This is a genomic window from Acinetobacter sp. 778_lipA, from assembly GCF_058242985.1.
In genome coordinates, this window is the sequence record NZ_JBZAYT010000001.1 from 2,303,633 (window position 1) to 2,328,526 (window position 24,894).

General features: G+C 34.9%; 21 protein-coding genes and 1 pseudogene. 7 read left to right on the forward strand and 15 right to left on the reverse strand.

The window, feature by feature from the left end; all coding sequences use genetic code 11:
• Positions 1-21 precede the first annotated feature (21 nt).
• Together AC4CUY_RS10950 and AC4CUY_RS10955 are read right to left on the reverse strand one after the other, a co-directional pair.
• Complete coding sequence (locus AC4CUY_RS10950) at positions 22-2,052, reverse strand: DUF4034 domain-containing protein (RefSeq protein ID WP_490774113.1); 2,031 nt, start codon at positions 2,050-2,052, stop codon at positions 22-24.
• Complete coding sequence (locus AC4CUY_RS10955) at positions 2,049-3,944, reverse strand: DUF1266 domain-containing protein (protein WP_490774114.1); 1,896 nt, start codon at positions 3,942-3,944, stop codon at positions 2,049-2,051. The genes AC4CUY_RS10950 and AC4CUY_RS10955 overlap by 4 nt, the downstream gene beginning before the upstream one ends.
• A gap of 171 nt (positions 3,945-4,115) precedes the next feature.
• Between AC4CUY_RS10955 and AC4CUY_RS10960 the strand changes: the two genes are divergently transcribed.
• On the forward strand, positions 4,116-4,817 hold the full coding sequence (locus AC4CUY_RS10960) for an SIR2 family NAD-dependent protein deacylase (protein ID WP_336950923.1): 702 nt from the start codon (positions 4,116-4,118) through the stop codon (positions 4,815-4,817).
• A 54-nt stretch (positions 4,818-4,871) separates the two neighbouring features.
• On the opposite strand, the gene AC4CUY_RS10965 is transcribed toward AC4CUY_RS10960, so the two are convergent.
• Positions 4,872-5,873 carry a DUF4349 domain-containing protein gene (locus AC4CUY_RS10965; RefSeq protein WP_490774115.1) on the reverse strand — a complete coding sequence of 334 codons (1,002 nt, stop codon included), beginning with the start codon at positions 5,871-5,873 and terminating at the stop codon, positions 4,872-4,874.
• A gap of 144 nt (positions 5,874-6,017) precedes the next feature.
• The gene (gene aspA / locus AC4CUY_RS10970; RefSeq protein WP_490774116.1) at positions 6,018-7,469 is read right to left on the reverse strand and encodes an aspartate ammonia-lyase; all 1,452 of its coding nucleotides are present in this window, start codon (positions 7,467-7,469) and stop codon (positions 6,018-6,020) included.
• A gap of 374 nt (positions 7,470-7,843) precedes the next feature.
• Between aspA and putP the strand changes: the two genes are divergently transcribed.
• Entirely contained in the window at positions 7,844-9,349 is a 1,506-nt protein-coding gene (putP, locus tag AC4CUY_RS10975) for a sodium/proline symporter PutP (protein ID WP_336950920.1), read from the forward strand.
• A gap of 50 nt (positions 9,350-9,399) precedes the next feature.
• Here the strand turns inward: putP and AC4CUY_RS10980 are convergent, their stop codons facing one another.
• Positions 9,400-9,897, reverse strand: coding sequence for an Lrp/AsnC ligand binding domain-containing protein (locus AC4CUY_RS10980; RefSeq protein ID WP_336950918.1), 498 nt, complete (start codon positions 9,895-9,897; stop codon positions 9,400-9,402).
• Between the two features lie 120 nt (positions 9,898-10,017).
• Between AC4CUY_RS10980 and putA the strand changes: the two genes are divergently transcribed.
• Positions 10,018-13,773 carry a trifunctional transcriptional regulator/proline dehydrogenase/L-glutamate gamma-semialdehyde dehydrogenase gene (gene putA / locus AC4CUY_RS10985; RefSeq protein ID WP_490774117.1) on the forward strand — a complete coding sequence of 1,252 codons (3,756 nt, stop codon included), beginning with the start codon at positions 10,018-10,020 and terminating at the stop codon, positions 13,771-13,773.
• 126 nt (positions 13,774-13,899) lie between these two features.
• Here putA and AC4CUY_RS10990 read toward each other — a convergent pair whose 3' ends face one another.
• The 6 genes and pseudogenes from AC4CUY_RS10990 to AC4CUY_RS11015 form a co-directional block, all read right to left on the reverse strand.
• Positions 13,900-14,466 (reverse strand): TetR/AcrR family transcriptional regulator, encoded by a 567-nt coding sequence (locus AC4CUY_RS10990; RefSeq protein ID WP_336950916.1) that lies wholly within the window; start codon positions 14,464-14,466, stop codon positions 13,900-13,902.
• A 29-nt stretch (positions 14,467-14,495) separates the two neighbouring features.
• Positions 14,496-14,840: a DMT family transporter gene (locus AC4CUY_RS10995; RefSeq protein WP_336950915.1), complete on the reverse strand. Its 345-nt coding sequence runs from the start codon at positions 14,838-14,840 to the stop codon at positions 14,496-14,498.
• Between the two features lie 331 nt (positions 14,841-15,171).
• Positions 15,172-15,873 carry an IS1 family transposase gene (locus tag AC4CUY_RS11000; protein ID WP_004282341.1) on the reverse strand — a complete coding sequence of 234 codons (702 nt, stop codon included), beginning with the start codon at positions 15,871-15,873 and terminating at the stop codon, positions 15,172-15,174.
• A 674-nt stretch (positions 15,874-16,547) separates the two neighbouring features.
• Entirely contained in the window at positions 16,548-16,772 is a 225-nt protein-coding gene (locus AC4CUY_RS11005; protein WP_004719860.1) for a hypothetical protein, read from the reverse strand.
• Between the two features lie 127 nt (positions 16,773-16,899).
• Positions 16,900-17,835: pseudogene (locus AC4CUY_RS11010) on the reverse strand (alpha/beta hydrolase).
• A 131-nt stretch (positions 17,836-17,966) separates the two neighbouring features.
• Complete coding sequence (locus tag AC4CUY_RS11015) at positions 17,967-18,182, reverse strand: hypothetical protein (protein WP_336950913.1); 216 nt, start codon at positions 18,180-18,182, stop codon at positions 17,967-17,969.
• Positions 18,183-18,520: 338 nt separating this feature from the next.
• Between AC4CUY_RS11015 and AC4CUY_RS11020 the strand changes: the two genes are divergently transcribed.
• Complete coding sequence (locus tag AC4CUY_RS11020) at positions 18,521-18,802, forward strand: hypothetical protein (protein WP_336950911.1); 282 nt, start codon at positions 18,521-18,523, stop codon at positions 18,800-18,802.
• A gap of 259 nt (positions 18,803-19,061) precedes the next feature.
• On the opposite strand, the gene AC4CUY_RS11025 is transcribed toward AC4CUY_RS11020, so the two are convergent.
• The 3 genes from AC4CUY_RS11025 to AC4CUY_RS11035 form a co-directional block, all read right to left on the reverse strand.
• Positions 19,062-20,288 (reverse strand): acetamidase/formamidase family protein, encoded by a 1,227-nt coding sequence (locus AC4CUY_RS11025; protein ID WP_490774118.1) that lies wholly within the window; start codon positions 20,286-20,288, stop codon positions 19,062-19,064.
• Positions 20,289-20,604: 316 nt separating this feature from the next.
• Complete coding sequence (locus tag AC4CUY_RS11030; RefSeq protein ID WP_490774119.1) at positions 20,605-20,985, reverse strand: NADPH-dependent 7-cyano-7-deazaguanine reductase; 381 nt, start codon at positions 20,983-20,985, stop codon at positions 20,605-20,607.
• A 573-nt stretch (positions 20,986-21,558) separates the two neighbouring features.
• A complete protein-coding gene (locus AC4CUY_RS11035; protein ID WP_004821939.1) occupies positions 21,559-21,684 on the reverse strand; it encodes a hypothetical protein in 126 nt (41 codons plus the stop codon).
• A 210-nt stretch (positions 21,685-21,894) separates the two neighbouring features.
• Here AC4CUY_RS11035 and AC4CUY_RS11040 point away from each other — a divergent pair, with 210 nt between their 5' ends.
• Positions 21,895-22,359, forward strand: coding sequence for a DoxX family protein (locus tag AC4CUY_RS11040; RefSeq protein WP_419327309.1), 465 nt, complete (start codon positions 21,895-21,897; stop codon positions 22,357-22,359).
• Positions 22,360-22,452: 93 nt separating this feature from the next.
• Here AC4CUY_RS11040 and AC4CUY_RS11045 read toward each other — a convergent pair whose 3' ends face one another.
• Complete coding sequence (locus tag AC4CUY_RS11045; protein ID WP_419327310.1) at positions 22,453-22,854, reverse strand: hypothetical protein; 402 nt, start codon at positions 22,852-22,854, stop codon at positions 22,453-22,455.
• Between the two features lie 493 nt (positions 22,855-23,347).
• Between AC4CUY_RS11045 and xseA the strand changes: the two genes are divergently transcribed.
• Together xseA and xseB are read left to right on the forward strand one after the other, a co-directional pair.
• Positions 23,348-24,610 (forward strand): exodeoxyribonuclease VII large subunit, encoded by a 1,263-nt coding sequence (xseA, locus tag AC4CUY_RS11050; RefSeq protein WP_490774120.1) that lies wholly within the window; start codon positions 23,348-23,350, stop codon positions 24,608-24,610.
• Entirely contained in the window at positions 24,603-24,797 is a 195-nt protein-coding gene (gene xseB, locus AC4CUY_RS11055; protein WP_034615548.1) for an exodeoxyribonuclease VII small subunit, read from the forward strand. Before xseA ends, xseB begins: the two co-directional genes overlap by 8 nt.
• Positions 24,798-24,894: the final 97 nt, after the last annotated feature.

A 24,894-nucleotide genomic window follows, 5' to 3' on the forward strand; every position in this document is an offset into this window, starting at 1 on the left:
ATTTCACTCCTCAGAAACCAACTAAATTAAAACATCTTGACGCCCAGGTATGTTTGAAGCGGCGATACTGGCAATTGTTTGATTATACTTTTTGATACTGCGCTTGGTTTTTCCCATAATTTCATATAAAACTTCTTTTACAAGCTCCTGCTCTGGAGCTTGTAAATATGCCGCCTGACACCATGTAACTGCTTCAACATAGTCATAATAATGAGGTCGATTTTTAGGGTCAAAATGCAGTCTTGCGATCGCACACATTGCAGCAATATGGCGTTTATGTGCTTTTGTTTTTAAAACTGCAATCATTTGCTCTGCAATTTCAGGATAATAGCTAAAATTAAATAAGCGGGTGACATAAATATCAATTAAATCATTCAGCAAATCAGAATTAATATAACGATGGTCTTGTTGCGACTTTTCTAAACCTAATCGGCTCTGTTCAAAATACCCTAAACTCTTTTTTAAATATTCTTTAGGTTGAGATTGATTTTCATCCATACTTAAATTTAGATAATGTATACCCATATTATACATGGCAATATAATGACCTTGATCTGCTGCTTTTTTTGCATAATACAGTTCTTGTTTCACATCATATAAGGCATGTTCAGCCAAAGAGTGAATATAACCAGCACTAAAGCAACAATACACAAAGCCTAAATCTGCACCTTGATGTAATAAATCTATAATAAAAATATATCCGTGATCATCATCAAAGTTGTTTGCGACACGAAAAAAACAACAGTAACGCCCTTCAGGATAAGCTTTTGGTGCTTCCAATAATTTTGCCTGTTCATACCAAGATTGAGCAACCAATGGATTTTTTTCAACACTTGACCAACCATGTTGACATAGAAAACCATAAAGAACCGCAGCACTGGCAAGATGCTTCCGATTGGACAACGCTATTCGGCCTAAAAAATCTGAATCTTGAGCATTATGTCGCCAAAAATAAGTTGCACGATCAAGATCATACTCATCAAATACAGGATAATCTGCGGCGTTTTGATAACAAGATAAAATTCTTGGATCATTTTCATCTAACAGATAATAAAAATACGCCAATTTTAAATAGATAACTGCTCGATTACGTTCCGTTAAGGGGCGTTTTAAGATTGCTTGGGCTTTTTGGATATATTTTTTTATTTCAAGTGTTTGATCTTTATCAAAACTCGTATCAAGCGTATCAAACCATACGATATAATTTAATTCACTTTTTTCGATTTCACTAAAATGTTGACACCAATCCGACTGAGCAAAATCAATAATGGCCTGATGATCGTGTCCCCATCTTGGCAATAGATACCAACAATAATCTCTTACCGCAAGCAAGCCAAAACCTGATTCTTCAATAAATATTTTTAACCAAAAAGCAGCATCAGCTTGAGGTAAATCAATTTCTTCTTTCAAATTTAGATATTTTAGTAAAAGTTGAGGTACATCTTGGGGTAGATCAATTTTTAAATCTTGATTTAAGCCACTTTTCTGCGCCATTGCTTGGGCTGAAGCATTTATTTTATGCACTAAATTTGAAGGATATCGACGCCTAAGCATCCACTCAGAAAACCACTCGGGTTCATCCAAGTGAACTGCCGAATTTAATAGATGCAGCGCAATTGTCCATGTATCCGAACTAAATGCAAAAGCTTGCATTGCGGAAGCATACAACTGCTTTTGCGCCTCTCTTGCACAATCCCACATTTCATCTGTAACATTGCTTGACCATTCTTGCCCACGATATTCCGCTGCCCAAAAAGCCCAATAACGCACACGAACAATATAAGGAAAAAAACTTTCTGGAAAAGCCAAATGCCATTCATTGATATGTTTTAATGCAGTTACGCCATGATTTAAGAATATGTCCTTAAACATTTGTTTGGGCTGATCAAACCATTCATTTTCCCAAAGCTGCGGCGATTTATGACTTCGACTTTGCCATAACACATTGAAAAAATCTTCCAATTCTGCATAGTTTTTACTTTCCAATAAACCTTGCGGACAATGGATATCTTTACGAAATACTTCATGGGTATATTCAGATTTAATCATCATTCAGCTACTTTGTTTTTATTATGGGTTGAGAATAAATCAATATTCCATGAATAAAGTGACCAATTATTGGGATATATGGATTGATATAAGTGTAAGTCTTGCTTTGCAGAGCGATCATAATTTTCAAAATCTGAATGTTTAAACATCAAATACAGCTCACGCCCTGCGACATATTTCTCGCCCATATCCTGCCAGCTAGAACAACAGTCTTGAATAATATTCGATGAAGCAACAATGTATTGCCATGCATCATATTCCTGTAATTCATAGAACTGCACCAATAACCGTATAGTAAATATTTTTTGAATATGGCTAAACACCAAAATATCTCTTAAATAACTTGCAGTACCAAATTCACTACTTGAATAAAGATTTTCTAATTGAGCGATTTGAAAATATTGATTTAAAAAATAACGAATCTGTTTCTCTTTAGAACCTGCTTTTTTCTGTTTGATATTTAACAATTGATTTAAATGGTTTTTATATATTTCTGGATGCTGTTCAAAATGCGCTAACGTTAAGCTATCCACCTGATACCATTGAATATGATTACGAAAATAAATCAGATCACCAGTTGCAAGCATCCATTGCTTACGATTGTCCTGCTTTAAATTTAACAGCATCCAAGGCAAAGCAATGATATAGACGATAATTTTAATCATCCAACCAAGCAATGGAATCTTGCTTAAACCATATAAAGTCTGAAGCAACCAGAAATAAGGCTTAAAGATCACGCTCCACAGCGATTTCTTTGACTTTGCTTGACTTAACTCAACCTTTAAATCAAATTTTTTCTCAGTTTGCTTTTGATTTGTATAAGCAAGGATTTCTTCTATATATTTTTCTGATGAGTGCCTGATATGTTCTGGACGATTTAGTCCCAGTAAAAGATGCTGAATCACATTGGTTTGATGATCATATTGTTCCAATAGATGATGATTTTTCATCAACAGCGTTTCAATTTTACAAGGATCATCTAATTCATGAAAATAGAAATATAAGGCTTGATTGACATGATTGGTTAAATCTTCATTTATCTCAGGTTGATAGACGATTCCCATGCTTAAACAATCAGGATTGTGATTATTATTTGGTTGAATATGATTTAAAAATAATAAGACATCATCTGCATATTTCTTAACTGGTGCTTGATTCTGCTTACCCTTAATCTGCTCAATACACCAGGCTTCACCATCCCATTCTAAACTGATGGTTACATGGGGCTTATTGCTTGAATCCCTTAAGCTAAAATAACGAAATATCCCCTGCTCTTTTTGCGTCACATAGTATTCACCATAGCCATCTTTCAATTCAATCAGGTTGCTAAACTGCCCTAAACAGTGCTGCATATAACGTGATTCAAATGCCATTTCCTTACGTAACAACATTCCTGTTGCCGTAATTTCAATAAACTTGCCTGTATTTACAGTTAAAACTTCATCAATTGCCTGCTCACTGCTGTCCCATTGCCCTTTTTCTAAACGCTTTTTCATTGCTTCATGATCTTTATGCCAAGCTTCTAACACTTGCTCATAGGTCATTTTCATGAATTTGCCTTTTAAATTGCTTTTTAAACGCGAATTAAAAAACTCTAAAATGGGCTTTTCCAGCTCCAAAATCTGTTCATGTAAAGGATCAACATACAACATCTGATGTTCTGGCTGTTGTTCAAGCTTGTTCAAAAACCATGTAGGAATGGGCTGCGGAAGTTGACAAATTTTCCAAGCAGAGACCGAATTTACATGAAAAACTGGATTAAATTGTTTAATCACATATTCAAAGAATTTCTTTTCAAACCATTGGGTAATTTCTGGATCATCTTTCCGGCGTTGACTACGCTCTACAATTGTCTTTTTTACTTCAGGGGCATTGACAATATCACGTGTTTCCATGCTGTTCCAATTTAACTTATTTCTAGTACATTTGATTTTTATAAAAAATATTCGAAATGATCGAAGTATGACTGACTATTATTTTATAACAAATTAATTCCAATAAAAAACGTTTCAGTCATATTTCACAATATTTATGTTAGCATTTTAAAAATTTTAATTGTTTATCCTATGAAAAAAATTGTAGTTTTCTCAGGTGCGGGAATGAGTGCGGAAAGTGGAATCAGCACTTTCCGAGATAGTAATGGCTTATGGGAGAATTATGATATTCAAGAGGTGGCTACACCTGAAGCTTGGGAGCGTAATCCTGCATTGGTGCAACGTTTTTATAATGAACGACGTCAACATATTCTCCAAGCCCACCCTAATCAAGCACACAATATCATTGCTCAATTCGAACAACATTTTGATGTCATTGTCATTACTCAAAATATTGATGATCTTCATGAACGTGCTGGAAGCCAACAAGTTATTCATTTACATGGCAATATTCGCCTTGCTAAAAGTTCTAAACCCAATTCGCAGTACACAACTCAGTTTTATCCTATAGATGGTTGGCAATTGGATCTAGAACAACATAAATGTCCTGAAGGATATCCACTTCGCCCCCATGTGGTTTGGTTTGGTGAAGCAGTTCCTGCTTATGAAGAAGCAGTACAGATAATCCGTGATGCTGATATTTTTATTGTTATCGGCTCCACATTAACCGTTTACCCTGTGGCTAGTTTGATACACGAGATTCCAGAACACTGTGATGCATATTATATTGATCCACAAGCCAGTTATGAGCGTGTTCCCCAACAATATCAATGTTTAAAAATGAGTGCGACTGAAGGGATGCAACAGCTTTTTGAAAAACTGACAACACATTAAAAAACCAGTGCAATTGCACTGGTTTTAAAAATTACAGCATAGCACTAAGCAAAATTATTCATTTTCATCTGTAGAATTCATCTGATCTTTTGTTACATCTTTAGGCGCTTTAGTCGATGATGAATCATTAAATAATTTATTCATTACAGGTTTAATCACTCGATAAATAATCAAGCCAATAAATACCAGTAAATAAAGAGGCCAAATGGTGACTAAAATAACCAATAAATCCAAAATAAATTGCCAGCCATATTGAACACCTTCCCAAGCACGCTTCCAAAAACTATCACCGTTTAAGCGTGTCACAGCAGCAACATCAACATCCAGACTTTCTCTCACCATCGCAGGTTGCTTAATGGCAATACTAATCGTGCTAAAACGCACACGATCTTGAACTTCAAGTTGGGTTAAACGGGAAATTTCATTCAGCTGTGATGGTTTGGTATCACTTGGAACGCTTTGCGTTTGTCCAATTTTTTCTTCTAAAAGCTTTAACTCAAAACGCTTAGCAGAATATTGTTGTTGATTTAAAAAGTACATCAATGGCAATAACTGATTGACATATATCGCAGCTTTATCACTCGGTACTCTGACAATGATCTCAGCATGCGGATCAACTTTTTCAAAAACTCGGATTTTACCATCCGCAATTTTTTGTGTTTTTACATCGAGTACATCAAAACTGATATTTTTCTGCTCTATAAAGCCACCCGCTTGAAAAGTGAGCTTATCAATTTCTAAAGCAGTTTTCACCACATCTTTGGCTGTGAAATTAACCTGTGCTTCTCGCACCATACGACGTGCTTTTTCTGCTTGGCTGACATCGGTACTTAAAATAGTTTCAGGTTTTTGTTCAGTCAGAGGTGTAGTATCAACAGAATTTTCACTAGCTTGCTCAGTACTTTTTTCTGCGGCATCAGCCGCTTGAACAGCATCCTGAGCAACGACTTGTGCATCTTGAGCAGCTGCTGAAGTTTCAGCAGCTTGTTCCGATTTTTTCGCGCATCCAGAAAGAAGTACCAAGCTTAAGGCGAGAATTAAATGTTTATTATTCATAGATTATTGACTTTTGTTGGTGATTTTAAATTTTGTTGAATTATAAAGAAACTTTACTTTTTTTACCATGCATAAAAATACAGCACCCAAATGCTGTATCTATCAGATCTTTTTTACACGGATCAATAGCCGTAATTCAAACAATTAGCCTGCTTTACCGATTTCTTCATATGGCTGTACTGCAATTTCTGCAATCATATTTTCAAAAGAGAAAATTTCATCTAGACGTTCTTGGCTCAATAAACCTTGTTCAAGTACAACCTCTTGAATGGTTTTATTTTCAGCAATACATTGCTTCCCAATTTCATCACACTTCGCATGACCTAAAATTGGATCAAGTAAGGTAATTATTCCGACACTACGCATCACAGCATCAAAACAGGTTTTTTCATTGGCAACCACACCTTGAATACACTTCTCATCCAAGGTTTGGATTGCATGGATTAGTAACTCAATTGACTCCTTCATGGTAAGTGCAATCACAGGTTCCATAACATTTAACTGTAATTGGCCTGCTTCTGCTGCAAAGGTAATGGTTAAATCATTACCAATCACTTTAAATGCAATTTGATTGACCACCTCGGGAATCACTGGATTGACTTTCGCTGGCATGATCGATGAACCAGCTTGTAATTCAGGTAAGCGAATTTCCCATAAACCTGTTCTTGGGCCAGAACTTAATAGACGTAAGTCATTACAAATTTTAGAGAGTTTTACAGCCAAACGTTTTAAGGTGCTTGAAAGGATAATAAATACACCGCAATCACTGGTCGCTTCAACATAATCTTCTGCACCACTTAAGTTTAATCCTGTTAAGGCTTTTAAATTTTCATTGACCTGGGTAGCATAACCATGAGGCGTATTTACGCCTGTACCAATCGCAGTAGCGCCTAAATTAATTTCTAATAAAAGTTCACGGGTTTTTTTAATTAAACGAACATCTTCTTTGAGTAATGTAGCAAAGGCATGAAACTCTTGCCCTAATGTCATTGGGACAGCATCTTGTAACTGTGTTCGTCCCATTTTTAACACATATTGAAACTCAGCAGATTTCAATGTCAGTGAACTAATCAAGTTATTGATTTTTTCAAATAACAAATCCAGTGAATAGTAAGTTGCTAAACGTAATGCTGTGGGATAGACATCATTGGTCGATTGAGATTTATTAACATGGTCATTTGGATGGATGATGTCATAACGTCCTTTCGCATAACCTAAAGACTCTAACGCAATATTGGCAATAACTTCATTGGTATTCATATTAATCGATGTACCCGCGCCACCTTGGTATACATCTGTTGGAAATTCATCTTTCCAATTTTGCGGATTTTCAATCAGTTCATCACTGGCTTTTTGAATTGCTACACTGATTTCTTCAGAGATCGTATTAAATTGCAAATTAGTTTGTGCCGAGGCCTTTTTGACCTGAGCCAAAGCACGAATAAAAAAGTTTTGCTCTCCAACGGTATGTTTAGAAATATTAAAATTTTCTAAAGCTCGGATTGTGTGAATGCCATAATAACTGTTTATAGGAACTTCTTTACTTCCTAACAAATCTTTTTCTATTCTTGTAACTTCAAGTTGAACCGTTTCCATGTGATCTGCTCATTATGTATTTATGCACTATAGTTGTGCAGTGATAATAATATTCCTTCTCATCTGCTTTTGTACTAGCAAAAGATGTCATTTCGATAAACAATTTTATGGAACTATCAATTAAATGTTAACAATGTAACTTTACGTAAAGTATAATCCCACAGTCACTTAAACACTCCCAGTAGAATTTTTTAGATATAAATTGCTGATTATTTGCATTTGTATCTAAAGTTACAATCGGATACATAAATCTTGCACAATCACCTTATAAAAATCACAGCGATATTTTTTAGTTGTGTGAAAGAATTCGCTCGTGAAACTTATGCGATAAAAAATAAAACTTGGAGATTTACTCCACAAGGACTGAATTAAATATGGACTCACTCAACCCCACAGTTGTAACGTTTATCTTCTATATTATTGCAATGGTTTGTATTGGCTTATATGCCTATAGAAAAACCACCGATTTCTCAGATTATATTTTGGGAGGTCGAAGTTTAGGGAGTTTTGTCACCGCACTTTCAGCGGGTGCATCGGATATGAGTGGTTGGCTACTCATGGGACTACCGGGTGCAATTTACCTGACTGGATTATCTGAATCATGGATCGCAATCGGGCTTATTATTGGTGCTTGGCTCAATTGGTACTTGGTCGCAGGCCGTTTACGTGTCCATACTGAAATACAAAATAATGCATTAACATTACCAGATTATTTCACCAGCCGTTTTGGTGATAAAAAGAAAGTGATACGTATCATTTCTGCACTGGTCATTTTAATCTTCTTTGGTATTTACTGTGCTTCAGGCATGGTGGCAGGTGCACGTTTATTTGAAAGTATTTTTGCTATGAACTACACCACTGCTCTTTGGGTCAGTGCGATTGCAACCATCAGCTATGTGTGTATCGGTGGCTTCCTTGCGATCAGTTGGACGGATACATTTCAAGCGGGCTTGATGATTTTTGCATTGCTTTTGGCGCCAATTATGACTTTCTTGGCAGTTGGTGATTTACAACATGTCAATCAATTGATTGAAACCGCACGCCCCCATGCCGCAAATATGTTCCAAGGAGTTAGTTTTATCGCCATCATTTCATCAATGGCATGGGGCTTAGGCTATTTTGGACAACCACATATTCTAGTCCGTTTTATGGCAGCAGATTCAGTGAAAACTATTCCCAATGCTCGTCGTATTGGTATGGCGTGGATGATTCTATGTTTAGCAGGTGCTGTTGCTGTCGGTTATGTTGGTATTGCTTATTTCCAAGCACATCCGGACATTCCGTCTGCTGCAATTGTGGCAAAAAATCCAGAAACAGTGTTTATGGAATTGACCAAAATTTTATTTAATCCATGGGTTGCAGGTGTTGTTTTAGCCGCTATTTTAGCTGCTGTAATGAGTACATTAAGCTGTCAGCTTTTGGTATGCTCAAGCACCTTGACTGAAGATTTATATAAATCTTTTCTTCGCAAAAAAGCCTCACAAAATGAGTTGGTTTGGGTCGGTCGTTTAATGGTTTTAGCTATTTCAGTACTGGCTATCATTTTGGCATTTAACCCAGAAAGTAAGGTACTTGGTTTAGTCGCTTATGCATGGGCTGGTTTTGGTGCAGCATTTGGTCCACTTATTTTATTGTCTGTGTTCTGGAAACGTATGACTTTGAATGGTGCAATAATCGGTATCATTGTCGGTGCTGCAACAGTAATTGTTTGGAAAAACACGATGGTACATACCGGTTTATATGAAATCGTTCCAGGCTTTATCCTGTCTTTCATCAGTATCATTGTGGTCAGTTTAATGGACAAAGCGCCTGAAAAAGATGTGATTGATCGTTTTGAAAATGCTGAACAAATTTATAATCGTGAAATGAAAAACATGTAAATTCATGTGCTTGAATAAATCATTAGAGTTGGGGCATTCATGCCCCTTTTCTATTTCTTTACTTTCGCTTTAAAATTTAAATGTAATTGTGAGCTGTCTTTAATCACTTCCATTACTGGATAACTACGCGTTTCTTTTACCCCAGGCAATTGCCATAGCACCTGCCCTGAAATACGACGAAACTCTTCCATATCAGCACATCGAATCTTTACCAAAAAATCAAAACCACCACTGATCATATGACATGCCATAATTTCTGGATATTGTACGATTGCATCTGAAAACGCATCTAAAGCATTGGGTGTGGTTTTATCTAAAAGAATCTCAACAAATACAACAAAATTAGCGCCTAACATTTTTGGATTTAGTTTTGCTTCATAGCCTAAAATAAACCCTTCTCCTGTCAATTTCTGTACTCGAGCAAGCGCAGCTGTAGGCGATAAATTGACTTTTTCAGCCAGCTTAATATTGGAAATTTTCCCATCTTTTTGCAAAATATCCAAAATTCGAATATCTATACGATCCAAGTTTAAATAAGCGCTTTCCATAGAATAATTCTCTAAATATTATTCAAATTATAGTGAGTTATTCACTAAATATTCTGTAATCATAAATTATATAAACCCATCTGCTCAACAAAAATATTTGCTAGTCACAGGACGTTGACAATGAATATGGATTCACCTCAAGTTTTAAACGCAAACCTACTGCCAAGTTTGGATTACATTACCGAATTTAAAGACAAAACTGATTTTGAAGAAAAAATCAATCATGCATGGCGTCTTGCTGAGTCGGAATGTGTTGAAAACTTACTTGAGCACAGTCAAATTTCTGAAGAGATGAATCAGAAAATCTATGACATTGCATTTAATTTAGCGCATAGCTTACGTGACCGTAAAAGTTCATCAGGCAAAGCAGGGATTGTACAAGGACTGCTACAAGAATTTTCATTGTCTTCACAAGAAGGCATTGCATTGATGTGCCTAGCTGAAGCCTTATTGCGTATTCCTGATAGTGCGACCCGAGACTTATTGATTCGCGATAAAATTAATCAAGGTAACTGGAAAGATCATTTAGGCCAAAGTAATCTCATGTTTGTCAATGCTGCTGCATGGGGACTCATGCTGACTGGCAAACTGATGGAAACACCTAAACAGACTAGCCTTTCTGGGATCCTCACTTCGCTTTTAGCACGTACAGGTAAAGGCATCATCCGTAAAGCAGTTGATGCAGCAATGCGTATGATGGGTGAGCAATTTGTTACTGGTGAAACCATCGAAGAGGCTTTGGACAATGCCAAAACCCTTGAAGACAAAGGTTTCCGTTATTCTTATGACATGCTTGGTGAAGCTGCACTGACTGAACACGATGCAGATCGCTATTTCGAAGACTATACACAAGCGATTCATGCCATAGGTAAAGCGTCTGAAGGTAAAGATGTTTATACTGGTCCAGGAATTTCTATTAAACTTTCGGCTTTACATCCACGTTATCAACGTTCTCAAACCGAACGTGTGCATCATGAACTTTATCCTCGTATTTTAAATTTAGCACTTTTAGCAAAGACTTATGATATTGGCCTCAATATTGATGCAGAAGAAGCGGATCGGTTAGAGCTGTCTTTAGAATTACTTGAGCGTTTATGCTTTGAGCCACAACTAGCAAACTGGAAAGGTATTGGCTTTGTGATCCAAGCCTATCAAAAGCGTTGTTTCTATGTGGTGGATTATATTATTGATCTGGCAAAACGCAGTCAAAAACGTTTAATGATTCGTCTGGTCAAAGGTGCTTACTGGGACAGTGAAATCAAAAAAGCACAAATTGACGGTATGTCTGACTATCCAGTGTTTACCCGTAAAGTGCATACAGATTTGTCTTATATTGCTTGTGCAAAAAAATTATTGGCTGCACCTGATCAAGTGTATCCGCAATTTGCGACACATAATGCACAAACGCTTGCCACAATTTATGAGTTAGCAGATCCACAAAAATATTATCTTGGTCAATACGAATTCCAATGCTTACATGGCATGGGTGAACCACTCTATGAACAAGTAGTAGGCAAGGTTTCAGATCAAAAATTAGGGATTCCATGTCGTATTTATGCGCCTGTCGGTAATCACGAAACCTTATTGGCCTATCTGGTTCGACGTTTATTGGAAAATGGTGCTAATACCTCATTTGTTAACCGTATTGCTGATAAAAATATTAAAATTGCCGACTTGATTGAAAACCCAGTTCAAGAGATTTTACATACTGCAGAAAAAGAACATGCAATTGGGCTAAAACACCCTGCTATTCCACTTCCTCATAATTTATATCAAGGCATACGCCAAAACTCTCAAGGTTTAGACCTAGCCGATGACAGTAAATTAAAGGATTTAAATCAAACTGTTCAGTACTATTTAAAACACCAATGGAACAGTTATAGCCTTGTCGATCAGCTTGATTTACGAGACTTATCAGAAATAAATTCGCAAGAAATTCGTAATCCAGCTGATCATGCAGATCTAGTTGGTTATGTGATCGAAGCAGAAACAACACAAGTGGATTTGGCCTTAGATAACGCTCATCAAGCTTTTGAAAATTGGAAAAATGCATCTCAAGATTTTCGTGCAGAGTTATTGCTCAAAGCTGCTTCAATTATGGAGTCGCGTATTCAGGAGCTAATGGTTTTACTATGCCGTGAAAGTGGTAAAACCTATAGTAATGGTATTGCTGAAGTACGTGAAGCTGTTGATTTCCTCAGATACTATGCAGCACAAATGCAAAGCATTGAGGAAAATGGGACACTCAGCCCACTGGGTACAATTTTATGCATCAGCCCTTGGAACTTCCCACTTGCAATTTTTACTGGACAAATTTCGGCAGCACTTGTTGCAGGAAATACCGTAATTGCTAAACCTGCTGAACAAACCCCATTAATTGCAGCACAAGCAATTCAAATCTTATGGGAAGCAGGAGTTCCAAAATCAGTTGTACAATTACTTCCTGGTCGTGGTGAAACAGTTGGAGCAAAACTCAGCCAAGATGAGCGTATTCAAGGCATTATGTTCACAGGTTCCACTGAAGTTGCTAAGATTTTACAAAAAACCGTAGCACAACGTCTGAGTCCAACAGGTCAACCGATTCCGCTAATTGCTGAAACAGGTGGTCAAAATGCGATGATCGTAGATTCTTCTGCACTGACTGAACAAGTCGTAATCGATGCAGTAAACTCAGCATTTGATAGTGCTGGTCAACGTTGTTCTGCCCTGCGTGTATTGTGCGTTCAAGAAGACAATGCAGCAACCTTAATTAAGATGCTTAAAGGCGCCATGCAACAGCTCAACATTGGGCAACCTATTTTGCTTAAAACAGATATAGGTCCAGTGATTGATTCTGAAGCGCAACAGAATATTGAAAAGCATATCGAAATGATGCGTAGCAAGGGTTATGCAATACATCAACTTGCTTATGAAACACCAACATCTGATTTAAATGCAGGCACATTTATTGTTCCGACGGTGATTGAACTTCCAAATCTTAATGATTTAAAACGTGAAGTTTTTGGACCTGTATTGCATGTCATTACCTATAAATATGGTGAATTAAAGCAATTGTTAGAACATATCAATGCAAAAGGATATGGCTTAACCATGGGTTTACATACGCGTATCGATGAAACTATTCAAACTACCATTGAACATGCGGAAGTGGGTAACTTATATATTAACCGTAATATTGTAGGGGCTGTTGTTGGCGTACAACCTTTCGGTGGTGAAGGCTTATCAGGAACAGGGCCTAAAGCTGGCGGTCCGATTTATTTATATAAATTAATGCAGCATACAGCCCTACCAAAGCATCCTTTTGGTACTGTAAAAAATATCTCTGAACAGCTCAATCTAAAACCATCTGAGATTCAAAGAGAATTTCACACTTGGGCAAAACAGCATTATTCACAATGGACTTTGCATCAGTATCAATCACCGATTGCCTTATATGAGCTTCCGGGCCCAACAGGTGAATTGAATCAATATCATGTTGTATCACGTCATCGGATATTGGCAATCGCAGAGCAAGAACAGGCTTTGCTGAATCAATTTAATGCAATTTTGTCTCTCAATACGCAAGTCTGTATTTTAAGTGATGATGCGATTGCTTTAAAAATGATTCAAGCGATGCCAAAAGTATTGCAACAAAAATTTTCGATGATCAAGGATGTTGTTGCTGGAGAATTTGATGCAGTTTTACATCAAGGTGCGGGGCTAAAAGAATTACAGACCCAGATTGCGCAACGTAAAGGTGCAATTGTCGGCATAACTCACTTAACGGATGCCAATACAATTGTTCCACTTGCACCATTACTCATTGAGCGTGCGATCAGTATCAATACTGCGGCTGCAGGCGGAAATGCAAGTTTAATGACTTTAGGGAGTGAATAAACCATAAAGCAATGATTTAAATAATTTTTCCATTCCAAGCCAAAATCAATTGGCTTGGTTTTTTTTAGAATTTTTATTTTAGTTTGTAGATATTGATTTTGCTTAAAAATCTGAGCAAATGAATCACTATTCAGGATAACTCCTTAACAATAATTCCTGTTTAATTTTCTCATAATTATCCTGTATTTTTGGGGATAGACTTTCTACAAACCAGACCCCATCGGCAGCATAACGTAATATTTTTAATGTGACAGAATAATCAGTTTCAGCATGTTGAGATAACCGTCGTGTTAGCCATTGATCCCACTTCTCACTGTAAGATTTATCTGTCATCAATGTCATGCTTAAAGCACTCCATATAGTGTTGACTCCAAATGAAGAACTTAAGGTGACATCAATATATGCGCGAGTAAAGCAGCCATAAGTGACTGGATCTTTTTCAATTGCTAGGCTGACTTGCTGGTCCAATTGTTGGATTAACTCTTCCAACATTGCCTCAATTAAAACTTGTTTATTGGCAAAATGATGAAATATACCACCTTTAGTTACACCTGAATGAGTTGCAATACTTTGAATCGACACACCATTTACACCGTGTTCAGCAACTAAATTCATCGTGTTGGCTAAAATTAATTTTTTAACACCTTCAGGATCTTTTTTACGTTGATAAGCATTTCCAACAATTTTATCCATACTCAAATCTTACCCGCTTCGTGCTTTTATCAATGTCCTGCTGATGTTGAAAATAAATTAATCACCAATACACCTGAAATAATTAATCCAATACCTGCAATTGCAGCAAAGTCTAAGCTTTGTTTGAAAATGAAGTAACCCACCAAAGCAGTGAGAATAATACCAACACCAGCCCAAATTGCATAAGCAATACCTAATGGAATTGTTTTAATCACTTGAGAAAGTAAATAGAAAGAAATCACATAAAAAAACACCACCAGTAAACTTGGGACTAACTTTGTGAAGCCTTGGGATTTCACTAAGAAAGTTGAACCAGTTACTTCAGCGAGGATAGCGATAGCCAATAAACTATAGGCAAAAAGTATAGAATTCATAAATTCATCAAAAGATACCAGTTGGTTGGTATGTTATATAAATTCAATTTACAATACAACCTTTAGCTATTTGTAATCTCAGCCATTAAATTTTATGAATAAAAAGCAACATCACTTTGATAAAAACTAGTTTTATAAAAAAAGGTGAGTTATCAATATGATACTCACCTCTTTTTTTCAATTTCCCACCTAATCAGGTTGGATGGATAAAGTAGAAAAATGAAATTATAAACAACAAGGCAATTATCGCCAAAATTAAATACGTGTTTACCGTGTTGAAACTCTTTATAAAGTTTAAAATTTCGGTGGTGTTTCAAAAAGTATGCTGGCATTAAACGAATCCATTATTGATATAAAAGAATACTAAATCAAAGGCTTTGAAATGATTTTCAAGCTTTTTGGAGAAGTTGCAGCTTCTCCTAAAGCCTCGCCTGATTCGATGCCGTAATCGACAATTATTGCCTTCTATACCCACAGTGAAAAATTTACCAATCAACTGTTTGCATTCTTTAAAGGTCGTAACAAAGCTATCCCAATGGTCACTTGATATACATGTATAGCTTACACCTAACTGCTTCAATTTTAATTTAAGTCGTTTTGCAGTGGCTAAATCTCGGTTACCCCATACATAAGCAACAATTTCACCTGTTTCTCGATGATAGGCATAAATTAGCCATTGTTTATTTTGCTTATGACCAACAAAAGTCCAAAACTCATCTACTTCAAGGGTTTCATAATGACTTTGCTGTGCTCGAAGTTGATATTTTGATTGGCTAAGTGTCCGTAGAACTTTACCGATACTTACTCTTTCAATTTCTGCTATATCCCTGACACCACTGCCTCGCACCATGAGGTGTAATATTTTGGTTTTGATACCTGAGTGACAGCCTTGATAACTGAGAGCATGATCACCAATAAATTGACGTCTGCATATTTTACATTGGTAATTTTGCTTACCATCTACTTTTGTGCCATTTTTCTTTATACTGTCACTTAGGCAGGCTGGACACTTGATTTCTAGAGTTATTCGCATTTCTCTATTTTATCAAAATCCAACCTGCTTTTTTTCAGCATACTTTTTGAAACACCACCAAAATTTCCATTATTTTTCGTCACAAAATAAACCAGTATTTATTTTAATATATTTTGTCACAATTTGTAAGATAATTAAGCCTAATTAAATTAAAAAACACTTAAAAATAAGTCTAACTGGCTACTTTTACGGCATGAATAGATATTAAAAAGATTTATTATAAATGATAAATATTCTCACATATTTGTTTTTATTCAGTTATTATGCAGGTTTTGATACCTATATCACAATAATTATTGCAGCACCCTGCTGTTTAAAAAATATTCAAACTCATTAGTTTTTCTTAATAAATAATATTATTAATGCATTAACCGCATGGTAAAAAAATCAAAAAAAAGAAATATTTAGATACATCATCCAAAAAAAAGTGGATAAAAAATGAAGAATTAATAAAAAAGTGTTACAAGTTGTGTTTAACAATGGTCGCGGATGTCAATATTCTAAATGTGATAAATTTAGATTTTTAAAAGCAAAGAGTGATCCCTGCTGGATCAAGTAAGGGCTCTAAAGATATATTACTTTTCTCATGCAATATGATAAAAAATTCACACTCATTCCTTGAGTTGTAAATTTTTTAATAAATGATAATTTTATTATTCTTTTCAGTAAAAAACTTACTTCACCTCAAAATGATGTTTTTCTGTGACCAATTTAATTTTTATATCTTTGTAGTAGCGGACCATTGTGTTATTTGGATCTTTTTTCAGTGCATCTGCAAATTTATCTTCATTCATTAACTTCGCATAAGTTTTATAGCCAATTTCTAAAGTTGATGCTTTTTTACTAGATTCTTGAAATTCATCTATTCGCTTGTTGATTTGCTTTACACTAATTTCCATTTTTCATTTCTCGCTACAATTTCATTTTTTATAACATGCTTTTATGACAATACCGTTTAAATCATTATTTTTGAGTTTATTTTGCAGCAACATTTTTCTTCAAAAACATAATAGTTTGATTAAATATTTATTGACTCGCTTTTTTACCTAAGAAAATCGATACTCATGGACCAACCATTCTTTTGATTCGGGGTAGGAAATAGCTTGAACGAGGATTTTGCTTTTCTTGCAAAGCTTTTACAAAAGGAATGGATTTCGTATCAGTCAAAAAATCTTTATTTTCCCCCACTGATAAAAAAGAGGCGGATAGTTTTTGGTAAAAAGCTGTAGAGGTGATCAAAGTTTTAAATATTCAGGATTATCTTTTTGATTAGCTATATAAACTTGGACAAGCTTATTTACCCTCACTCAATCAGTTTGATTTCATCTGGTGCTGTATGGATAAAAGCATTCATATCATAGATCCCACATTACAAGATCAATTCCTTAAGTTGTGAAGCTTCTATCGTAGCTATAAATCCAGATTGCATGGAGATATTAGGGCTCGTGAGAAGCACTACATAAGGACTGGCTGAATTAATCCCAGCTAAATCCCCTGCTAAAAATAATTGATCTGCATTTATATGGTTTTTTTTTGCATTTTGCTGGATAAATTGCAGTGCGATATTGATTTGATACAATTGCGTTGGATAAGTTGCTTGTGCTGCAAATTGCTATCGCACCAAAACAACATTATAACTTTATGCTGCAAGCAGCTTAAAATATCCTTTAGCATTATCTTTAGCACCTGAAATCCAACCACCACCATGAATCCAAATCACGCTTGGACGTTTTATCAAGGTGTTGAATATCTTTTGACTGCTAGAGATCTAAACTGAGTTTTAGCTGTTCTTGATAACGAATGTTATTTCTAACAATGACATTCTTTGGTGCATGTTTATCTATCAAATAGTGTTCAAGTATCAATCACCTTAGCAAGGATTTTGTTATTTTTTTGCATATTTTGGCAAGCTGATAATCTGAATAGTGAAATTAAACAAATAAGAATTTTCAGTTTACACATTTTGATCTTAAAAATGTTCGATCATTGTGATTTTCACATTATCGATAACTTCAATTTTGACCCAAACATAGTCTAAAAAATGAAGTCTTTTACTTTTAATTTCAATGCTAAAAACAACTAAAAATTTTAATTTATATTTGCGCGATTTGTTGATGTAGACTTTGCAAAAATAAATCCGCTTCAGCTTTGGTTTGACACATTTTATGATATAGGCCATTGGCATTTTGATTGTGCGGGGTATATTCTATATTTATAGAAAAATTCTGCGTAATCATATTTTTAGAAACATGTATCGCGATAATATGCAGTGAATTTAGGTAAAAACCATCTTCTATTTTAACCAGCATTTTAAGCCTCAAACTTTATAACACAGAGAGAGTAAGACAAAAAAGCCCATCTTTTGATGAGCTTATTGTTTAAATATTTTAAACTTAATCATACTTCAATTTAGCCAGTATTTAAAATTTTTGATTATTTATTATGTAACAAAAGGAATATCCACTAATAATTTTCTTGAACAATACAATAAAAAAATTTAACACATCATCAAAAATCAGCTTTAGATTGTCCGACATTTTTTCACCTGATCAAAATACTTTGATGTTAGATTGAAAAAATCGTGATACTTATCACATTTCATAATAAAAGTTATTTTATCTAAATCTCTTTTATGGAGGTTGTTAATATGAATTATTTGATTATTTTAAATTCATCACAGGCACACCATTTTGATGAAATGCATAAGCTCATTTGTGACTATGATGCTTCAATTCGAGTAAATCCTACCACTTGGCTGATCAATACAACTTATGAAGCCAACATCATTCGCCAGCATTTAGCGAATATTATTAGTATTCATGACTCATTGTTAGTCTTTAAGATCGATGGTGAACATTCTTTTACCAATGATTTAGATTTAAATGACTGGATAGAGGATATAAATAGTAAAAGTATGATTCATGTTTAAATTTTGCGTACTGAATGGACATGACCAAAGTTTAAACCAACCCGATTGATCATGTTTCAAAAGTCATGCCTTTCCTGTTGAGAGTCAGAATCACAATAAAATGTAGTTTCAAAGCATAAATGATTGAATTGAAGGAAATGAATGCATAACGTTTAAATTATCGTTTTATGGATTATATATTATTTTAGATCTAATCATAAATCCTTGAAATTACATCACGGCGGTACTTTCAAGGATATTTAATTAAGCAGCTTTAATTTTATTTATGGTCTTCAACAAACTCTTTAAAGTCAGCTTTACGTATTTTGGCATGAATTCCCTTGGTCTTATCTACCACTTGCGATACTTCAAAATCAGTAGCAGCACTGAGGTAGGCATAAGCAATCGCTTCATCAATACCATATTCTTGGTTTAAAAAACGGATCGCTTCACGTGTAGATTTTTTCATTGCTTCATCTAAATCTTGATCTAATCCGGGTGTGATCCAAAATTCAGCATTTTCGGCTAATGGCTGTACGATTTCTTTACCTGGGATTTTATCTTTGCCTGTTTTTAATAAAGTGAACTTGAGTGTTGCTCTTGCTGAGGCTTCTAATGCAGTTAAAGCAACTTCGCCATCACCTTGGGCAAAATGACTATCACCTGTATAAAACAATGCACCTGGCACTTGTACTGGGTAATATGCAGTTGATCCAGCACCTAACTCATTTATATCAATATTGCCACCATACATCGCGGGTGGAACTGAATGCACTGGTTCTGATGTATTCGGCGCGACTCCCATGATCCCCATGAAAGGGCTCAGTGGGAAACGAATCGATTTACCCGATTCTGTTTTTAGTACCCCCTCATATTCACCCTTTGCATTTTTTTCTATTGGAGTAAATACTGAAACATTCCCATATCGCTCAGGATGTTCAGCCGAAGCATTTTCTTGTTGTGGTCTTTTAGGATACTCACCCACTAATGCACCTTTACCATGACGATTCGAAATGACGCCATATGGAACACGAGGCTCTACTTTAATGACTTCTACTTTTAAAATATCACCTGGTTGCGCACCTTGAATTGCTATTGGACCAGTCACAATATGAGGACCATCTTTATGAAAATCATGTTTTAGCGAAGATTTGGTAATATTTTTTGCTTCATCTAAAATATATTCATTCCGTACCCCTTTGGATTTAAAAAATTTTTCTGCATCTCGTCCTTGATCTTCAAGTAACCCCTCATGTGAAACTGTATCGAAAGTCACAACACTTCCCGATGGAACAGTTATCACTGGCTTTGCTTCTTTATTCGGTAAGTAACCCCAAGTAATCGTGTTTAAAGTTGATGGTACATAATAATTACCTTTGTATTCACCGTCTTTTAATTGAACAGGCTTGTTGGATAATTGCTTAAGGACATTAAAACTTTCAGCATTAACTGCTGAAGTACTGATAGCACTGCAAATAAACAGTGAAAGAACCGTCTGCTTAAACATAAAAAATACCTTTAACAATTGAAAAATAAAAATATTGCAAAGGAGCTTCAGCAAATTTCATGCCACGGTAAAATTACATTAATTTAAGCATTTCAATGAAAAGTGCGCTAATTATTTACATCTGTGCGTTCTAATCAAGTGCATAAATGAGGAAGTATGCTTAAATATCTTATTTCAATTGAATTTTAAAGATGTCTATTCTAAATTATGGTTTGCACTCTACTTTCTACAAATCAGTTGAACATACCATATTAATTTCATTATTGATTGACAATAAAAAACCCCACCAGATGGTGAGGCTGTTGAAGTTACAACTCTATTTTACTTCTTTCACTGTAAAAGATTTATCTTTTGCAAGTTCAATGGTTCCTTCATCGCCTTTAGAATGAATTGAAACACCATTTTCCCCCTCAAGACGCATACCACTTCCAGCAGGAACCTCTTTCAAGGAGTAATTATTTCCATCATTATCAGTTAATGTTGCTGTAACAAAATTATCACTGGTCTTCAGCGTAAATTGTTTCTTATCAGCTGTTTCATACTTTACCGTTTTTTCAGCTGACTCATTTGTATCAACAGCAACTGCGCTGCTACTTACCTCATTATTAGGAGATGTCGCTTTATCTTTGTCTTTTGCATTACACCCAGCAACAAAAACAACAGCTAAAAAAGATGAAATTAATAATAATTTTTTCATGTTTAATCTCGAATAAATATGGAAGTTAAGTTCTAACATAGCGCTTTAGAGCAATCCAACCACTAATTGCGAATTACTACTTGTTATCTACACAAATCATAAAAATCATTTAGAACCCTATACATTTTAAGCTTGAATTTCTTTTAATTTATATATTTAAATTTATTTTTTAATCAATTAGCAAGATGTATTGAGCTCAGACAAGTGCTGTCATTGCCGATTAGGACGAGGCAGTTTTATATCATTACAGAAAATTACTCGGCTATCATAGCTTATACCTCTAGTATGAATTCTTATAGAGAAAGCCTAAAAATTACATGAATTAGATATAAAATATCTAAATAAAACTTTGCTTTATAATTTAATAATCCTCCCACTTTTCGATATCTTTTAATTGTGAAATCGAGCCTAAAGAATCAAAGATCTATCTATAAAATATTTTTCTAATCTCAAACAAGACTTTATCTTTACAATAAAAAAAACGCTTTAAGCGTCTTAGCATGAACATGATTTCGATTTCGATTTCGACCAATGCATCAAATCAATCAGCCCACTGTATCAGTGGGCGTGGGATTAACTGTCCTTATCGACTGAATGTGGCGTTGTTGTTTGATCTTGCTTTTGTGTATCTGTATCTCTTTTTTGACACGCTGTTAAACCGATCAGCATAGCTAAACTTAAAATTGAAAAGATTTTCATAGTTCGCTCAATTTTGCTTAAAAAATATACCATATCAAAGTATGAACTTCATAATGTGTATTTTATGAAACTTAGGTAACATTTCGAACTGACTTGCAAAATTTTAAATCTGTATAAATGACAAATTATATACACTCACCAACAATGCTTACATTTAAAAAGTCTACTCAGATTATTAAGATATTTTTTAATTTTCAGAATTATAGACACATGCTTGGTTTTCTCTTTAAAAATCCATTTAATTCGCCAAAATTTAGTCAGTTCGCCTTAATATTAACCAGAGTTTCAATCGGTTTATTTTTCTTAACAACGGGTTATAACAAATTATTTGTAGAGAAAAATCAACAAATCATGTTGGAAACGATTGTTTCTGCTGGTATACCTTTTCCAGAAGTCACAGCTATCATTGTTTCTTTATTTGAATTTGCATTCGGGCTATTGCTAACCCTAGGATTATTTACTCAGTTAACCAGCCTTATATTGCTCTTTATTTGCTTTGTAGCACTCGTAACCGTTGGTATTTATACAATTCCACCGGGTCTTAATTTGATCACTTGGATAAGCTGGTTTTTTTATACCCATGATTTGCTTTATATTTTCATTTTACTTTTTATTTTTACAAACAAGCCAGATTCTTTCACGCTAGATAAACTTTTTTTCAAAAAATACTTTTAGAAATTACCCACTTTTTGGGGAAATGGGTTATTAAAATAATATATTAGTTGATTATGATGTATGAGAATTTATCTTTAAATGAAATTTTAAAATTTATTTATCTAAACAAGCATCTTCAATCAACTTACTACCCTGTGGAAATTTAGTCACAGTTCTATAAGTTTCAGTAAGATCTGCATTGTAATCATAATATCCTGAATATAAGAAAATTTTTCTAGCTTCGCAGTCGTGATAACCAATCATTTTGATATAAGTTTGAAGCTCATATTCTCTACCAAATATTATTCTCGTCACAATCACTTTATATTTAGGTTGATCCAAAGCTGTTTCTCGTTCTGCGATTAATTTATCATTTTCAGGATACCGAGTATGATCACGATCAAAATGTTCTTTGAATTTCTCTATATTTAATTTTTTATCAAAAATTGGCATTATTGGATCTGCATAACAAAGCTGTGATATCCATAAAATAAATAAAAAAAGGATTTTTTTCATAATTTATAATTTTTTGAATGCTCTATAAAAGAAGTTTAGTTTACATAATATTAAAGCCCATCCCTTGATGAGCTTTGAAGTTATTTGGTTTGTTTCAGGTCAATTTTATAACAATCGGTTCGCATTTTCGGTGAGAGTGCATTACTGTTAAGCATACTCATCCCATTCTGACTCTGATATCTAAAGCGATCATAATCACTCATTGTTGATGTAACGTTACTGACATCTGCTCCATATCCCATACAATGCGCATGATTACTTTCTAAATCATAGCTGGTACAAAATACCAATAAAAAAAGCTAATAAATATTAATGATTTAACTTGTGTTTTTACTTTAAAGACTAAAAAATAATTTGGTTTAAGTAGATGTCGATAACGCCCATCAACATCATAAAAATATGCCATACCCGATGTATAAGATCAATATATCTTCACCGCCTTGAGTTACCATGCTATATAATATTTAGATAAATTTATCGTAATTTTCTTTGTATGTCTGACTTACAGCTTTCCTTAAGCGAATACCTTGCAACAGTTCAAGAAGTTATACGTATAACTTTTGATGAACCAATATGGGTAAAAGCTGAGATTAGAAATCTAAGCATCAAGGGCGGCCACTACTACTTAGAACTTGCAGAAAAGGAGGAAGATTCAGATAAAGTCATTGCCAGTTGTAAGGCAACAATCTGGAAATTCTCTGCTGCCAAAATGGTGTTAAAGTTTGAGCGTGAAAGTGGCATTGAACTCTCTCGTGATCTCAATGTACTGATTAAAGTGAAAGCTGTATTTAATCCCCAATATGGTTTTTCAGTCAATATTGAAGCAATAGATTCAAGTTATACCTTAGGAGATCTTGCACGGCGTTATCAACAAATTTTAGAGAGACTGACCAGCGAAGGTTTACTGAATAAAAATAAATTACTGCCTACCCCATTTGATATTGAAAATGTGCTCGTCATTGCTCCTGAAAATGCTGCTGGCTTGGGTGACTTTAAGAAAGATGCAGATGCTCTCGATCAAGCTGGCGTTTGTCATTTTGTCTATCATACGGCAACGTTTCAGGGGAACACTGCGGCTACAAGTATTTCTGAAGCTTTAGCAAATGGATTACGACAATGGGCGAAAGACCTCAACACCCCACCAGATCTTATTGTGATTATTCGTGGTGGAGGTGCAGTCAATGATCTGGCCTATCTCAATGATTACAATCTCGCTGCGCTACTCTGCAAACGCTCTGTTCCAATCTGGGTAGGTATAGGCCATGAAAAAGATAGAACCATTTTAGATGAAGTAGCGAACCGTTCTTTTGATACACCGAGTAAAGTGATTGCAGGGATTCGAAATCTAATCGTAGAGCGAACCCAAGATGTGCTAGATTCTCTACAGAAGATTAAACTGTTATCTCAGCATCAAATCACTGCTTACCAAAGCCAGAATGATCAGTACATCAAAGTCATTAAAACGCTTTCTCAAGGGCAAATCAATGAGGCAAATAAAAGCTTAGATTTGATGAAAGGTACTGTTCAGTATTTGGCACAGCAACTGATTAAATTGGCATCCAATCAAGTTGAATCACTCATGCGTGAAACGCTTTTGCAAAATCCACGTCATGTCATGGCCAAAGGTTATGCTATTGTCCGTAGTGATGGTAAAGCCATTCGTTCTATTCAACAAATTTCAACTGATCGCATCCAAGTAGAGTTACTGGATGGCACGATCAACGCAAATGTGACACAGGTATTAAGCAATGGCTAAACAAGATTTAACGTTTAAAGAAGGTTATGACGTTCTAAAGAAAAATGCAGAATTATTAGAATCTCAAGAAGAACCTGATATTGATAATTTAATGAAGATTGTTGAAGAATCTATGTCTGCATATAAAGCCTGTAAGTCACGTGTAGATGCGGTGCAACAAGCTTTAAATGAGACTTTTAAGGAATAGATAAATAATAAATCTGAATGTTTAAGAACTTATAAATATGCTATTTCCCCTATAAAAATAAGAGAAATAGCATTACAAATATAATTAAATCAAAAAA

Coding starts and splice junctions, on each gene's coding strand:
- AC4CUY_RS10960 (WP_336950923.1), top strand. CDS start 4,116: ATGAAAAAAATTGTAGTTTTCTCAGGTGCGGGAATGAGTGCGGAAAGT.
- AC4CUY_RS11005 (WP_004719860.1), bottom strand. CDS start 16,772: ATGGAAATTAGTGTAAAGCAAATCAACAAGCGAATAGATGAATTTCAA.
- AC4CUY_RS10955 (WP_490774114.1), bottom strand. CDS start 3,944: ATGGAAACACGTGATATTGTCAATGCCCCTGAAGTAAAAAAGACAATT.
- AC4CUY_RS10990 (WP_336950916.1), bottom strand. CDS start 14,466: ATGGATAAAATTGTTGGAAATGCTTATCAACGTAAAAAAGATCCTGAA.
- aspA (WP_490774116.1), bottom strand. CDS start 7,469: ATGGAAACGGTTCAACTTGAAGTTACAAGAATAGAAAAAGATTTGTTA.
- AC4CUY_RS11015 (WP_336950913.1), bottom strand. CDS start 18,182: ATGCTGGTTAAAATAGAAGATGGTTTTTACCTAAATTCACTGCATATT.
- AC4CUY_RS11000 (WP_004282341.1), bottom strand. CDS start 15,873: ATGCGAATAACTCTAGAAATCAAGTGTCCAGCCTGCCTAAGTGACAGT.
- xseB (WP_034615548.1), top strand. CDS start 24,603: ATGGCTAAACAAGATTTAACGTTTAAAGAAGGTTATGACGTTCTAAAG.
- AC4CUY_RS10980 (WP_336950918.1), bottom strand. CDS start 9,897: ATGGAAAGCGCTTATTTAAACTTGGATCGTATAGATATTCGAATTTTG.
- AC4CUY_RS10995 (WP_336950915.1), bottom strand. CDS start 14,840: ATGAATTCTATACTTTTTGCCTATAGTTTATTGGCTATCGCTATCCTC.
- AC4CUY_RS11040 (WP_419327309.1), top strand. CDS start 21,895: ATGCTTGGTTTTCTCTTTAAAAATCCATTTAATTCGCCAAAATTTAGT.
- AC4CUY_RS10950 (WP_490774113.1), bottom strand. CDS start 2,052: ATGATGATTAAATCTGAATATACCCATGAAGTATTTCGTAAAGATATC.
- AC4CUY_RS11035 (WP_004821939.1), bottom strand. CDS start 21,684: ATGAAAATCTTTTCAATTTTAAGTTTAGCTATGCTGATCGGTTTAACA.
- AC4CUY_RS11020 (WP_336950911.1), top strand. CDS start 18,521: ATGAATTATTTGATTATTTTAAATTCATCACAGGCACACCATTTTGAT.
- putA (WP_490774117.1), top strand. CDS start 10,018: ATGAATATGGATTCACCTCAAGTTTTAAACGCAAACCTACTGCCAAGT.
- AC4CUY_RS10965 (WP_490774115.1), bottom strand. CDS start 5,873: ATGAATAATAAACATTTAATTCTCGCCTTAAGCTTGGTACTTCTTTCT.
- xseA (WP_490774120.1), top strand. CDS start 23,348: ATGTCTGACTTACAGCTTTCCTTAAGCGAATACCTTGCAACAGTTCAA.
- putP (WP_336950920.1), top strand. CDS start 7,844: ATGGACTCACTCAACCCCACAGTTGTAACGTTTATCTTCTATATTATT.
- AC4CUY_RS11030 (WP_490774119.1), bottom strand. CDS start 20,985: ATGAAAAAATTATTATTAATTTCATCTTTTTTAGCTGTTGTTTTTGTT.
- AC4CUY_RS11045 (WP_419327310.1), bottom strand. CDS start 22,854: ATGAAAAAAATCCTTTTTTTATTTATTTTATGGATATCACAGCTTTGT.
- AC4CUY_RS11025 (WP_490774118.1), bottom strand. CDS start 20,288: ATGTTTAAGCAGACGGTTCTTTCACTGTTTATTTGCAGTGCTATCAGT.